This is a genomic window from Maricaulis sp. (genome assembly GCF_017642925.1).
GTDB lineage: Bacteria > Pseudomonadota > Alphaproteobacteria > Caulobacterales > Maricaulaceae > Maricaulis.
Window position 1 is genome coordinate 217,868 of the sequence record NZ_JAEPOL010000001.1, and the last position, 12,535, is coordinate 230,402.

The 12,535-nt window shown below is 65.8% G+C and carries 13 protein-coding genes; 2 read left to right on the forward strand and 11 right to left on the reverse strand.

Annotated features, from left to right (window positions below):
• Positions 1-31 precede the first annotated feature (31 nt).
• The 11 genes from ffh to JJ918_RS01140 form a co-directional block, all read right to left on the reverse strand.
• Entirely contained in the window at positions 32-1,588 is a 1,557-nt protein-coding gene (gene ffh / locus JJ918_RS01090) for a signal recognition particle protein (RefSeq protein WP_291882174.1), read from the reverse strand.
• Between the two features lie 223 nt (positions 1,589-1,811).
• Positions 1,812-2,513, reverse strand: coding sequence for a class I SAM-dependent methyltransferase (locus tag JJ918_RS01095; RefSeq protein ID WP_291882177.1), 702 nt, complete (start codon positions 2,511-2,513; stop codon positions 1,812-1,814).
• Between the two features lie 115 nt (positions 2,514-2,628).
• The gene (locus JJ918_RS01100; protein WP_291882183.1) at positions 2,629-2,817 is read right to left on the reverse strand and encodes a hypothetical protein; all 189 of its coding nucleotides are present in this window, start codon (positions 2,815-2,817) and stop codon (positions 2,629-2,631) included.
• Positions 2,818-3,007: 190 nt separating this feature from the next.
• Complete coding sequence (locus tag JJ918_RS01105; protein ID WP_291882186.1) at positions 3,008-3,310, reverse strand: hypothetical protein; 303 nt, start codon at positions 3,308-3,310, stop codon at positions 3,008-3,010.
• A 63-nt stretch (positions 3,311-3,373) separates the two neighbouring features.
• A complete protein-coding gene (locus JJ918_RS01110) occupies positions 3,374-4,018 on the reverse strand; it encodes a hypothetical protein (RefSeq protein WP_291882189.1) in 645 nt (214 codons plus the stop codon).
• An 82-nt stretch (positions 4,019-4,100) separates the two neighbouring features.
• On the reverse strand, positions 4,101-6,245 hold the full coding sequence (locus JJ918_RS01115; protein ID WP_291882193.1) for a methyl-accepting chemotaxis protein: 2,145 nt from the start codon (positions 6,243-6,245) through the stop codon (positions 4,101-4,103).
• Between the two features lie 125 nt (positions 6,246-6,370).
• Complete coding sequence (locus JJ918_RS01120; RefSeq protein ID WP_291882197.1) at positions 6,371-7,618, reverse strand: glycosyltransferase; 1,248 nt, start codon at positions 7,616-7,618, stop codon at positions 6,371-6,373.
• A gap of 61 nt (positions 7,619-7,679) precedes the next feature.
• A complete protein-coding gene (locus tag JJ918_RS01125; protein WP_291882199.1) occupies positions 7,680-8,954 on the reverse strand; it encodes a dicarboxylate/amino acid:cation symporter in 1,275 nt (424 codons plus the stop codon).
• A gap of 109 nt (positions 8,955-9,063) precedes the next feature.
• A complete protein-coding gene (locus JJ918_RS01130) occupies positions 9,064-9,360 on the reverse strand; it encodes a hypothetical protein (protein ID WP_291882201.1) in 297 nt (98 codons plus the stop codon).
• A 131-nt stretch (positions 9,361-9,491) separates the two neighbouring features.
• Positions 9,492-10,013: a carboxymuconolactone decarboxylase family protein gene (locus tag JJ918_RS01135; RefSeq protein WP_291882203.1), complete on the reverse strand. Its 522-nt coding sequence runs from the start codon at positions 10,011-10,013 to the stop codon at positions 9,492-9,494.
• Between the two features lie 174 nt (positions 10,014-10,187).
• A complete protein-coding gene (locus tag JJ918_RS01140; RefSeq protein ID WP_291882206.1) occupies positions 10,188-10,739 on the reverse strand; it encodes a peroxiredoxin in 552 nt (183 codons plus the stop codon).
• Positions 10,740-10,859: 120 nt separating this feature from the next.
• Between JJ918_RS01140 and JJ918_RS01145 the strand changes: the two genes are divergently transcribed.
• Positions 10,860-11,804, forward strand: a complete 945-nt coding sequence (locus JJ918_RS01145; protein WP_291882209.1) for a hydrogen peroxide-inducible genes activator — start codon at positions 10,860-10,862, stop codon at positions 11,802-11,804.
• Positions 11,805-12,009: 205 nt separating this feature from the next.
• On the forward strand, positions 12,010-12,534 hold the full coding sequence (locus JJ918_RS01150) for a MarR family transcriptional regulator (RefSeq protein ID WP_291882212.1): 525 nt from the start codon (positions 12,010-12,012) through the stop codon (positions 12,532-12,534).
• Position 12,535 lies beyond the last annotated feature (1 nt).

Genomic DNA, 12,535 nt, shown 5'->3' on the forward strand with positions numbered 1-12,535 from the left:
TTCCTTCGGGTCTAAAGCTTTGAAACGGGGATTACTTCTTCGGGAGGCCGAGCGGCAGGCCGTCCGGTCCCAAGGGGCCGCCGCCGCCCAGTCCGGGCAGTGACGAGCCTGAATTCTTCGAGCCGGAACCGCCAAGGCCCGGCAATTGTGCGCCTGCGGGGGGCTTGCCGCCCAGCAGGTCCTGGGTTGCCCGGCCCATATCGGCCGGGTTCATGCCGCCCGGCATTCCACCCATTCCACCGGGCATTCCGCCCATCATGCCGGCGAGGCCGCCGCGCCCCTTCTTGCCGACCTTCTTCATCATGTCGGCCATCTGGCGGTGCATCTTGATCAGCTTGTTGACGTCGGCGACGGTGACGCCGGAACCGGCGGCGATGCGCTTCTTGCGCGAGGCTTTGAGGATTTCCGGCTTGGCCCGCTCCTGCGGCGTCATCGACAGGATGATCGCCTCCTGGCGGGAGAGCATCTTGTCGTCCATGCCGGCGGCGGCCATCTGCGATTTGGCGGCCTTGTTCATGCCCGGCAGCATGCCCATGAGGCTGCCCAAACCGCCCATCTTCTTCAGCTGGCCGAACTGTTCGCGCAGATCGTCGAGGTCGAACTTGCCCTTGGCCATCTTTTTGGCGAGGCGTTCGGCCTTGTCCTGGTCGACGTCCTGGGCGGCCTTCTCGACCAGCGAGACGATATCGCCGCGGCCCAGAATGCGGCCGGCCAGGCGTTTTGCGTCGAACGCGTCCAGACCGTCCGGCTTTTCCGAGACGCCGAGGAATTTGATCGGCAGGCCCGTGACATGGCGCATGGAGAGCGCCGCACCGCCGCGGCCGTCGCCATCCATCCGGGTCAGCACCAGGCCGGTCAGCGGCAGGCGTTCGTGGAAGCGCTTGGCGGTCTCCACCGCGTCCTGGCCGGTCAGCGCGTCGGCGACCAGCAGGGTTTCGCGCGGGCGGGTGACGTCGGCGATCGATTTCGCCTCGGCCATCATGTCCTCGTCGATCGAGGTACGGCCGGCGGTATCGAGAATGACGACGTCATAGCCCTGCAGCTTGCCGGCATTCATCGCCCGCTTGGCGATGTCGACGGCGCGCTGGTTCGCCATGATCGGCAGGAAGCCGACGCCGACCTGAGCGGCCAGCTGCTGCAGCTGTTCCATGGCCGCCGGGCGGCGCGTGTCCAGCGAGGCGAGCAGGACTTTCTTCTTGTGGACGTCCTGCAGGCGCTTGGCGAGCTTTGCCGAGGTGGTGGTCTTGCCCGAGCCCTGCAGACCCGCCATCAGGATGGCGACCGGCGGTTCGCCCTCGACCATCAGGCCGGGCTGTTCGCCTTCGCCGCCCAGAAGGTCGACCAGGGCATCGTGGACGATCTTGACGACCTGCTGGCCCGGCGCGACGGCGCGGATCACGTCTTCGCCGACGGCGCGCTCGCGGATTTTCGCAACGACATCCTTGACCACCGGCAGGGCCACATCGGCCTCGAGCAGGGCAACGCGGATCTCGCGCAGCGCTGCATCGACGTCCTTCTCCGACAGCACACCGCGGCCGGTGAGCTTGTCGAATACGCCGCCAAGTCGTTCTGTCAGTGCGTCGAACATGCGTTCGTCCTCAATTCCGTTTCATCCTGCAAGGCCACAGCCCGGACGTGCGATCAGCCGCACGCGCAAAGCGTCGCCGCCCCGCTGAGCGAAGACTTCGCCGAGCGGGGTTCTCGCCGGCCTCCCCCGTCAGTTGGGACGGATGTGCCGGTAAGACAAGCGTGTGAGCTTGCGTGATGAAGGCGGGGCAATACGCGGCAGGGCCTGCAGAGTCAAGCCTGCCTCAGATGCGGCGGGCCGTATGGCCGTGGATCAGGCCGCCCTGGTAGAATTGCGCGGGCTCCGAAAATCCGGCCGCGGCGATCAGCGCGGCGAGGTCCGGCGGCGGCAGGAGGCCGACCGATTTGTCCAGATTGGTGCGGTAGGCGGCGACGCTGTCATCGTCCAGGCCTGCCGAACGCAGTGTGGACAGCCAGACATGCTCCAGCGCATCGAAGGTCGCGGCCTTCCGGTCACCGGCAAGATCGGCATTGATCAGGATGCCGCCGGAGCGCAGGCGTTCGGCGATGCCGGTGAAATACGCCAGGCGCTCGGCGCGGTCGGTGATGAAGTGGGAGGCGAGGATGGAGGTGGCCGCGTCGTAAGTGATGCCGTCATCGAGTTCATCGACATAGCCTTCGAAGAGGCGCACACGGTCGGCGATGCCGGCCGCCTCGACCTCGCGCTTGCAGACAGCGAGCATGTCGGCGGACGGGTCGAGTGCCGTGAAACGCCAGCCCGGGGCGAGGCTGGCCAGATGCAGCACTTCCTTGCCCGTACCGGCGCCCACGCAGAGGATGTCCGCTGTCCCGGGCAGGTCCTGCAACAGCAGGCGCCCGGCCAGAAGGTGAAGCGCGTCGCGCAACGCCGCCATGGGTTCGTTGCGGGCGTCATAGTTGGCGGCCATGTCGCCTTCGAAGGCGGGATGGATCTGACGGTCGGACATGCTTCCCCCTCAAAATGTGATAACATCACATATCGGGAGCCCGGTTGCGTCTGTAAAGGCTTGGGTGTGAGACCGGGGCGGATTTATCGCTGTCGGGGGATGCGCTGTTGCCGGATCAGCCGGCAGCCTTGGCTTCGTGGATCGCCATGACGGGCTGCGGCGCGGCTTCGCGGAAGCTGACGGCCGGACGGTCAGAGCTGGCCGACAGAAGGGCGCCGAAAACGGACGCGAAGACCAGTCCGGCGGTCAGCCAGATCAGTCCGGATTTCGCGATCGTTCCCAGTCCGTAGTCAGCCTTGCTCATCGTCCTCACTCCACTTGTGGCGGCCAAGCCGCCTCCCGTGTCGCTACACGGGCGATTCCAGCGTTGAATCGTTTAACGAAACCTTTCCGGCATCGGTTCCGTTGAAAGCGTCGTTAAGACTTCGACAATTCACATCGAATTGCGGCGGAACCGGCCGGTGACGGTCAGATGGGAAAGGGCCCGGCCGGTTTCAAGAGGCCGCCAGGCGGCGGAACAGTTCCGGCGCGCGCCAGGCGAACCAGATCGCCGTCCAGACATTGCCCAGCACGAAAACCGGCGCGATCCAGACGATGCGCAGGATCCAGCGCCGCTCGAAACGGCCGATCACGATCGCGGACAGGATGAAGCCGATATAGAGGTCGGCCAGGATCACGCGGCCCCAGGGGCGCGTGAGCAGCCAGTCACCCGCCGCGGAAAAATCCCCGGTTCCGACAGCGAGGGCAATCAGGGCCGCCAGAACCAGGGATAATGCGAGCAGGAAAAGGCGGGTCATGTGGGGGACTCCTTCTCCCGTTCGCGAGGGACAAGGAGGATACGTCCGCAAGCGCGGTATGGATCACCCGGCCTCGTCGGGGCCTGGTTCGGCCGACCAGTCGGCGATGTCGCAGCGCGCCACCGGTTCGCGGGACTGGGCGGGAAAGCGGGCCAGCCAGCAATCCTCGAAGACCGAGCAGTAGCAGACATCGAACCGCAGATCGTGCCGGACCGAGTCGAGCGCCTGCCAGACAGCGTGGCCGCGCGGCCGGGTTTCGGCGTCGGGGCGGTCGAAGGCGATGAAGTTGACGCGCTCCTGCGGGGCGAGGAAGCGTGACTGGACGTCGTCGAAGACCAGCGCCATCTGCCCGTCACGGAAGGCCTGGTGCATATAGCCGAGCCGTTCGTCTGCGGGGACGCTGTCCGGCGCACAGCAGCGCGCAAGGAATTCCGACGTGTCGCGGATCGGCTCGCCCTGCCAGCGCATGCCGAAATAGCGGATTTCCGCCGGCCCCAGACCGGTATTGTGGACGGTGATGGTCATCACCCAGCTCTGACGGTCCTCACCGACATTGCCGTGGCCCACCTGGATCACCGGCATGACCGAGGCCTTCATGGTGCGGTCCATGACAATGCCCTGGAAGACCGCCACGAAGAGCGAGGCCAGCGAGATCACGACGACGCTCGCCGCGACGACGAGTTCGATGGTGCGATAGTGCATTTTCATGGCCGTCCCCGGTGCCGTGATTGCATCCGCGGACCAGCCTAGTCAGGACAGGCGCTGCCGCCAAACATTTTGCGGCCGGCCGTTACGCCGCCCGGATGGTGGCGAGGAAGCTGTCGACCTGGTCGCGCAGCATTTCGGACTGGCGCGACAGGTCCTTGGCGGCGTCGAGCACCTGCACGGATGCGGTGCGGGACTCGCTGGCGGCCTCGTTCACGCCGGCGATATTGACCGTCACGTCCCGGGTGCCGGTGGCGGCTTCCTGGACATTGCTGGCGATCTCGCGTGTGGCGGCGGCCTGTTCTTCCATGGCACCGGAAATCGAACCGGCAATCCGGTTCAGGTCGGCAATCGCCTCGGCGACCGAACCGATGGCTTTGGCCGAGACGCCGGTCGCGCTCTGGATTTCCTCGATCTGCTGGGAGATTTCCGTGGTGGCGTTGGCGGTCTGGGCAGCCAGCTGTTTCACCTCCTGGGCGACGATGGCAAAGCCCTTGCCGGCTTCCCCGGCACGGGCCGCTTCGATGGTCGCATTGAGGGCCAGGAGGTTGGTCTGCTCGGCAATGTCCTGGATCAGTGACACCACTGTGCCGATGCGATTGGCGGCCTCGGTCAGCGCCTCGACCCGGCGCACGGTGACGCTGGCCTCTTCCTCTGCCGTGGTGGCGCGCTGCGAGCTCTCGACCGCCTGGCGGCCGATCTCGCCGATGGAGGCCGACATTTCCTCGGCGGCCGTGGCCACAGTTTCCACATTGGCGGTCGCCTGTTCGGCCGATGCGGCGACGGAGACGGCCTGATTGCTGGTCTGTTCGGAGGAAGCGGACAGGCTCTCGGCCGACTGGGACAGCTGGGTGGCGGCGCTGGCCAGCGCGGAAACGACGGCACCGACCGAGTTCTCGAACTCTTCGGCCAGGCGCAGGCGCTCCGCCTTCATGCGGGCTGCTGCGGCGGCCTCGGCGTCGGCGCTTTCACGCTCCAGCCGGGCTTTCTCGACCAGGCTCTGCTTGAATTGTTCGATGGTTTCCGCGAGCGCGCCGATCTCGTCCTGGCGGTTGCGGTGGGGCACATCGGTCTCGAGATTGCCGGCGGCGACCGTACGGGTGACCTGGGTCAGGGTCTGGATCGGCTTGGCTGCCTTCATGGCGATCCAGACGCCGATGGCGCCGATCAGCATGGTGAGAACCAGGGCTGCGGCGAACAATGTCAGTGTCATGGCGCGCGAAGCCGCCAGTGCTTCGCTGCGGGTTGTCGTGACCACGACGCCCCAGTGAACGCCGTGGAAGTCGGTTTCCGCGACGGCTGCAAAGACCCGGTTGCCCAGATGGTCGTCCGTCGAGACGACGTGATGCGCTGCATCGCCGAGTGCGGCTTCGATCGCTTCGCCGGCGTGCTGGGTCAGGATGGTGGAAGCTGACGCAAACCGCGTGTCGGTCCGCATCAGACCGTCATCGCCGATGATATAGGCCTCGCCGGTCTCGCCGAGGCCGGTCAGCGAACCGGCGACTTCGTTCAGGCGGCTGATCGGCATCTGAAAGGCCAGGACGCCGGCCCGCCGTCCATTGCTGTCAAACACGGGCGTGGCGATGAAGCTGGCGGGGGCGTCGGCGGACGGCGCGTAGGGCGCGAAGTCGACAAAGGACATCTCGCCTTCGGACAGGGTGTTGGCGGCACTGAAGACCGTGCCCAGATCCGTGGCGCGGTGGGGGCCGGTTTCCAGGTTGGTGGCGAAGTCGGCTTCCTTGAACACCGTGTAGACAAGGTCGCCGTCGGTGTTGAACAGGAAGATGTCATAATAGCCGCGCGAGCGCAGGAAGGTGCGGAACCAGGGGTGGAAGTCGGCGTGCGCCGCGCTGTAGGCGGACCCGTCGCGAGCGGCGTCGAGGTTCTCGCGCTCGCCGGCCGGGTGCGGATTGTCGGTGATGTAGGCGCGCTGCAGGCTGCTGCCCGCCGTCGAACCCAGAGCCTGCCAGCCCGCATCGAAGGCGTTGAGCGCGGCAAGCGTGTTCGGATTGGTGGCGACCGTCTCGATATCCTGGTCGATCGAAGCGAGATACTCGCCGATCTGGTCGGCGCGCGCCTCGGCGATCGCGGTCAGTCGCGTTTCTGCTGCCTGCCTGGCGGCGTCCTGGCTCTGCCATACGGCCGTCGCGCCCAGCACGATCCCGAGGGCCACGCATCCAAAGAACCCGATAAGTCCGAACTTCACGGCGATGCTGAGTCTGGAAAACATGGTGCGCTCCGCTTCCTGGAAGACACCCGAATAGATCGCCAAACGTTAAGTCGAATTTACCATATGGGCGGCTGAATGAATTTTATATTCAAGGGGTAAGAGATGTCAGTGACGATACTCTACCCTCAGTTACGCCCCTCAATCAAAGCGTGCTCGATCCGGTCTGCGGCTATCGCTGCTCCATTCTCCGCAGCGAGCCCCTTCCCGATCTGCGTGCACCGTGCCCGCCAGACCTCGCTGGCTTCGATCTGTTTCAGGGCGCGGGCAAAACGGTTTGCCGTGAAGCGCGCCGGCCGCAGCGGGGCGGGGCCGAGCCCCTGTTCGCGCAGGCGCTCGCCCCACCAGGGCTGATCGACCATGAAGGGGACGATCAGGCTGGGCCGCCCGGCGCTCAGCGCGGCCGCCGTCGTGCCAGCGCCGCCATGATGGACGATCGTCCGGCAGCGCGGGAAGAGTTTGTCATGCGGCGCATGGTCGATGACGTGGATGCTGTCGTTTGCGGCAGCCGGCAGGTTTGCCCAGCCGCGCGCGATGACGCCGCGCAGGCCGGCGCGGCGGAGGCCGTCGATGGCGGCTTCTGCCAGTTCCGTCGCGCGGCCGGAGACCATGGATCCGAAACCGACATAGACCGGTGGCGGACCTGAATTGAGAAAGCCCTCCAGCGCCGGGTCCAGCGGCGCGGGGTCATCCAGCATCCAATAGCCTGTGAGGTGTGTGTGGGCGTCCCAGTCGTCAGGCCGGGGCACGATGAGCGGCGAGTTGGCGATCAGGCGCAGACACGGCCGGCCGGCGAAGATGTCGTGCTGGATCGCGCTGCCAACGGGGTCAAGTCCCAGCTCGACGCGTGCGGCATTCACCCGCTTGCGGAAGGGCGCCATGGCAAAGTCCAGCGGCCGCCAGGACAGCCGGTTCCAGAAGCGACCGTGATCCTTCGCGAAGGTGCCGGGCATCGGGAAGGCATGCGTCGGTGCGATGGCCGGCAGGGGCGCCGTCATCACGAAGCCGGCGCCGGCGGCTTCGGCGCCTGTTGCCGAAAACAGGCATTTGGGGTGCGCGACGACGATATCGGCGCCGCGCGCGCCTTCAATGCCTTCCGTCAGGGTCGCCTCGATCATCGGGTCGACCATGCGGCGGCGATAGCGGAAGGCGTTCAGTGGATTGCGCGTCAGGCCAAGCGCGTCGGCCTCGCGCAGATAGGCGCCCATATCCAGATCGAAGGCGCGGGCGGCCAGGCCGAAACCTTCGACCCAGGCCGTAAAGTCGCGGGGCACGGAGAGGGTGACGTCATGTCCTCGCCCCTGCAGTTCCAGCCCGAGCGCGATATAGGGCTGCACGTCACCGCGCGTTCCGAATGCGTGAATGGCAATCCGCAACTGACCGTCTCCGTTCTTCCTGTCACACAAGGTGGCCGGAAAGACGCAGACGGTTCAGTCGTCAGATGACGGCCGGGTCGCGGAAGCGTTCCTCGTCCAGCTCGCCTTCCCATTTGGCCACGGCCGTGGCGACGGCGGCGTCGCCGGTCACGTTCACCGCGGTGCGCGCCATGTCCATGATCCGGTCCACCGGCAGGATGAAGCCGACAATGATCGCCGTGTGCTCGGGGGTGACGCCGAAGGTTTCCAGCACGATGGCGAGCAGGAAGAGCGAGGCTGACGGGATGCCCGCGGCGCCGATCGACACGATGGCCGCCGTGAAGGCGATCATGACGTAGTTCATGAAGGTCAGGTCGTAACCGAAGGCCTGGGCCGTGAAGAGCGCCAGAATGCCCAGATAGAGCGCGGTGCCGTCCATGTTGATCGTCGCGCCCAGCGGCAGGACGGAGCCGGCGACCGACTTCTTGACGCCCAGATTGTCCGAGGCGGCGGCGATGGTGACCGGCAGGGTCGCCGAGGACGAGGCGGTGGAATAGGCCACCGCGATCGGGTCGGTCATGCCGCGGAAGAAGCGCACCAGCGGCAGGTTCAGGACGACGCGGATCAGCAGGCCATAGGTGATGATGGCGTGGGCGATCAGGCCCAGATAGACCGCGACGATCAGGGTCAGGATGGCTTGCAGCGCCTCGATGCCCTGGCTGGCGGCGGTATAGGTGACGAGAGCGAAGACACCGAAGGGCGCGACTTCCATGACGTAGTGGGTGATTTTCAGCACCACGTCGGAGGCCGCGTTGAACAGGTCCGCGACCGGCTTGCCGGCCTTGCCGACAGCGATGATGCCGACGCCGAGCAGCAGCGAGAAGAAGATGATGGCCAGAACGTCGCCATCGGCCAGCGCCGCGACCGGATTGGTCGGCACGATCTCGAGCAGGCGGTCGGTGATGGAGGGGGCTTCCGTCGAGACGGGTGCAGGTTCGACGCCCTCGAAGTCGACGCCGATGCCGGGGCGAAAAATGGTGCCGAAGGTCAGGCCGATCACATTCGCGAAGATCGTGGTGACGAAATAGGCGGCGATCGTCTTGAGGCCGAGCGAGCCCAGCTTGGACGGCTTGCCCATGGCGATCACACCGGCCACGAGGGTGGTGAAGATCAGCGGCACGATCAGCATGCGGATCAGATTGATGAAGAGATCGCCGACCGGGCGCAGCCAGGTCTCGATCCAGGCGGTGGCCGCCTCCTGGCCCATCGTGCCGGACATGACGAGGCCGGTGGCCACGCCCAGAACCAGCGCCGCGAGCACGCGTTGCCACAGTTTGATCTTGAACCACCAGCGCATGGTCTATCTCCCCCTGGACGCGGTCTCCACGCCGCGCAAACAGACCCCGCACACTAGTGGGTGAGCGAAAAGCGTCAATCTTGCTGCCGCAATGCGACTGCAGTGCGCTCTAGCGGGAGCGGGGGGCGTAGGTGGCTTTGAGAAGCGCGGCCGGCAGCGTGATTGCCGAACCGGCCAGACCGGCCAGCAGGCACAGCGCGCTCGGCAGGCCGGCGGCGGTCAGCGCACCGGCCGCGACCAGGCCCAGAGAGGCCAGCGCCGGCAGGGCAATCCGCCACCAGGATACGTCGGCATAATGCGACGCGCGGGACATGGTCTCCCTGGAGAACCACATCCGGCCATCGTGTTCACCGGCGTCGGTGCGATGGGCCCGCTTGGGTAGCGGATCGAGCGTATGGTCGATCATTGACATACGCTCATTATACGGAATTTCTACGGGCGCGCAATCTGATCCTTGCGCGCCCGTATTTTTACCGGAAAACAACCCGGTGCGCCGGGGTCTTCAGACGCATCGGAATTTCACGATATCGTCAAAAATCAGCTTTCGGCGGCGATGACGTGCGCCACGGCATTCACCGTCGCGGCGATCCGCACGGCGGTCTGGATCTGGGCCGCGGTCAGGCCGTGCTTGCGCAGCTCGGCTTCGTGGCTGTCGATGCACAGGCCGCAGCCATTGATCGCCGACACGGCCAGCGACCACAGCTCGAAATCGCCCTTGTCGACGCCGGGATTGGCGATGACATTCATGCGCAGCTTGGCCGGAAGCGAACCGTATTCCTTGTTCTTGGACAGGTGCAGGAAGCGGTAATAGACATTGTTCATGCCCATGATCGCCGACGCTGCCTTGGCGGCGGTCACGGCTTCCGGGCTCAGCACCTCTTCCGCCGCGGCCGACAGGGCAGCCAGCGTCTTCGGTTCGCCGACAGCATGGGCAGAGGCGAGGAAAGTGCCCCACTTCTTCTGGTCGTCCAGATCGGTTTCACGCGCCAGCGAGGACAGGTTCAGCTTCAGGTCCTTGGCGTAGTCGGGCAGGTCGTTTTTCAGCGCATCGAGGCTCATCGGGCTCTCCTCCAGGGGAAACCACGCGCGGCCGGACGGGCCGCAATCGCTTGGAATTTACGGGGTCGGGATAAGGGTGCCCCGATGCCGGCAGGTCACACGAAGGGGCCGGCACCGGGGCAAACCGACGGCACGCGCAATGGCGCCGCCGTCAGCCGGGGGTCTGTTGACCGCTTATGCGGCCAGCGTGTCGCCGCCGACGGCGCGGTTGCAGGGGCACAGCTCGTCCGTCTGCAGGGCGTCGAGGACGCGCAGCGTGTCTTCCGGGTTGCGGCCGACATTCAGGTTGGTCGCGTAGACGTGCTGGATGACGCCGTCCGGGTCGACGATGTAGGTGTAGCGGTAGGCCACGCCTTCCGGGGAGCGGATGCCCAGGCTGTCGACCAGCGAACCGGTCGTGTCGGCGAACTGCCAGTGACCGAGCTTGTCGAGATCCGGGTGCTCGCGGCGCCAGGCCAGCTTGCAGAATTCATTGTCGGTCGAACCGGTGAGCACGACGGCGTCGCGGTCGGAGAATTCTTCGGCCAGATTGTTGAAGGCCACGATCTCGGTCGGGCACACGAAGGTGAAGTCCTTCGGGTAGAAAACCAGGACCTTCCACTTGCCTTCGAAGCTGTCCTGCGTGACGGCCTCGAACGCGGATTCGCCGTTTTCCTCGTGATTGTTGAAGCCCGGCTTCACACCGGTGACTTCGAAATCGGGAAGCTTGTCGCCAATACCCAGCATAGGTCTCTCCATTGAGTGCGGCCGGCTTGTGCCGGCGTTTGTGATGAGGGCCTTGTGACGCAGTGCAACAAACAAATCCAATGGATTGTTTCTGGGCGAGCCATAACTATTATCAATACCATGTCCCAGCTCCCCACACTCCGCCAGTTGCAATTCCTGATCGCCCTTGCAGAGCACGGAAGTTTCTCCCGTGCGGCCGAGGCAGTGTTCGTCACCCAGCCGACCTTGTCAGCTGCAATCAAGGAGCTGGAGATGATCCTGGGGACCGTGCTGGTCGAGCGCGGGGCGCGCGGCGCCGCGCTCACGCCGGCCGGCGAGGTGGTGCTGGAGCGGGCCCGGCGGGTGATGGCCGAGGCCGAGGATCTGGTGATCGCGGCCCAGGCGGCCGGCGAGCCGCTGACCGGGCCGTTCAAGCTGGGCGTGATCCCCACCATTGCGCCCTTCCTGCTGCCGCGCGTCCTGCCTGCGTTGCGCGCGTTGCACCCCAAGCTGGAAGTCTTCCTGCGCGAGGACCTGACCGACCGGCTGTTCGACGCGCTGCGCGAACGGCGCCTGGATGCCGCGCTCGTCGCCCTGCCCTATGAAGCAACGATGATCGAGACGAAGGCGATCTGGTCGGACGAATTCCTGTTCGCCTGCCCGCCTGATCACCGTCTTGCGGGGGCGGGCAAGCTGTCCCCGTCAGACCTGGCCGACGAACCTCTCCTGCTGCTGGAAGACGGGCACTGCTTGCGCGATCACGCGCTGTCGGTGTGCTCGACGGGCTCGGCACGGTCGGACTTCGCTGCGACCAGCCTGCATACGCTGGTGCAGATGGTGAAGTCGGGCCTGGGCGCCACGCTGCTGCCGCGCATGGCGGTGGATGCGGGCCTGGTCGACCAGATGGGCCTCGCCGTCCTGCCCTTCGATCCGCCCGTCGCGGGCCGCGAGATCGGCGTCGCCTGGCGCAAGGGCTCGGCCCGCGCCGAGGAGGCAATCCAGCTCGGCGAAGCCATCCGGGCAAGCCTCGCTCCCGGCGAAAAGATGCAGGACGGACTGGCGACAGCTTCGGGCACTGCTGGCTAGAGCATTTTCAGCGAAAGTGGGAACCGGTTTCGCGGTTCGAAGATGCGGCCACTCAGGACTCAGCATTTTCAGCGAAAGTGGGAACCGGTTTCGCGGTTCGAAAATGCGGCCAACGAACAGGCCCGGACCTGCGTCAGCCGGCCACATGGTCTTCCCCGCGGCATCGTGTTTCTCTTCGGACAGAAACAAGTGAAGGTGCCGGCCCGTGTATCTCTCCGCTCCGATGCAGCGTTTTGTCCTTCATTGGGGCGAGATGGGGGCCCGCTGGGGCGTCAACCGCTCGATCGCCCAGATCCACGCCCTGCTCTACCTGGCCGATGAACCGCTGGACGCCGAGGAAATCGTCGACACGCTGAAGATCGCGCGTTCGAATGTCTCCAACTCGCTCAAGGAGCTGCAGGCGCTCGGCCTGGTCAATCGCGAACAGGTGCTGGGCGACCGGCGCGACCGCTTCACCGCGACGCACGAACCCTGGGACATGCTCATGGCGATCGCCGAGGCCCGCAAGCAGCGCGAGATCGACCCCACAATCCAGATCCTGCAGGAATGCGCCGATGCCGCCGAAGCCGACGGCAACACGCCGGAACTGGCGGCGGAACGCCTGCGCCGGATGGAGGAATTCGTGACCAATCTCACCGGCTGGTACGGCCAGGTGAAATCCCTGCCCCAGGGCACGCTGATCAAACTGATGAAGCTGGGCGCGAGGGTGGCGAAATTCGTGGGCGGCTAGA

What these genes read in the sequence shown, in the direction of transcription:
- ffh (WP_291882174.1), bottom strand. Translation starts at nt 1,588, where the DNA reads ATGTTCGACGCACTGACAGAACGACTTGGCGGCGTATTCGACAAGCTC.
- JJ918_RS01095 (WP_291882177.1), bottom strand. Translation starts at nt 2,513, where the DNA reads ATGTCCGACCGTCAGATCCATCCCGCCTTCGAAGGCGACATGGCCGCC.
- JJ918_RS01100 (WP_291882183.1), bottom strand. Translation starts at nt 2,817, where the DNA reads ATGAGCAAGGCTGACTACGGACTGGGAACGATCGCGAAATCCGGACTG.
- JJ918_RS01105 (WP_291882186.1), bottom strand. Translation starts at nt 3,310, where the DNA reads ATGACCCGCCTTTTCCTGCTCGCATTATCCCTGGTTCTGGCGGCCCTG.
- JJ918_RS01110 (WP_291882189.1), bottom strand. Translation starts at nt 4,018, where the DNA reads ATGAAAATGCACTATCGCACCATCGAACTCGTCGTCGCGGCGAGCGTC.
- JJ918_RS01115 (WP_291882193.1), bottom strand. Translation starts at nt 6,245, where the DNA reads ATGTTTTCCAGACTCAGCATCGCCGTGAAGTTCGGACTTATCGGGTTC.
- JJ918_RS01125 (WP_291882199.1), bottom strand. Translation starts at nt 8,954, where the DNA reads ATGCGCTGGTGGTTCAAGATCAAACTGTGGCAACGCGTGCTCGCGGCG.
- JJ918_RS01130 (WP_291882201.1), bottom strand. Translation starts at nt 9,360, where the DNA reads ATGATCGACCATACGCTCGATCCGCTACCCAAGCGGGCCCATCGCACC.
- JJ918_RS01135 (WP_291882203.1), bottom strand. Translation starts at nt 10,013, where the DNA reads ATGAGCCTCGATGCGCTGAAAAACGACCTGCCCGACTACGCCAAGGAC.
- JJ918_RS01140 (WP_291882206.1), bottom strand. Translation starts at nt 10,739, where the DNA reads ATGCTGGGTATTGGCGACAAGCTTCCCGATTTCGAAGTCACCGGTGTG.
- JJ918_RS01145 (WP_291882209.1), top strand. Translation starts at nt 10,860, where the DNA reads ATGTCCCAGCTCCCCACACTCCGCCAGTTGCAATTCCTGATCGCCCTT.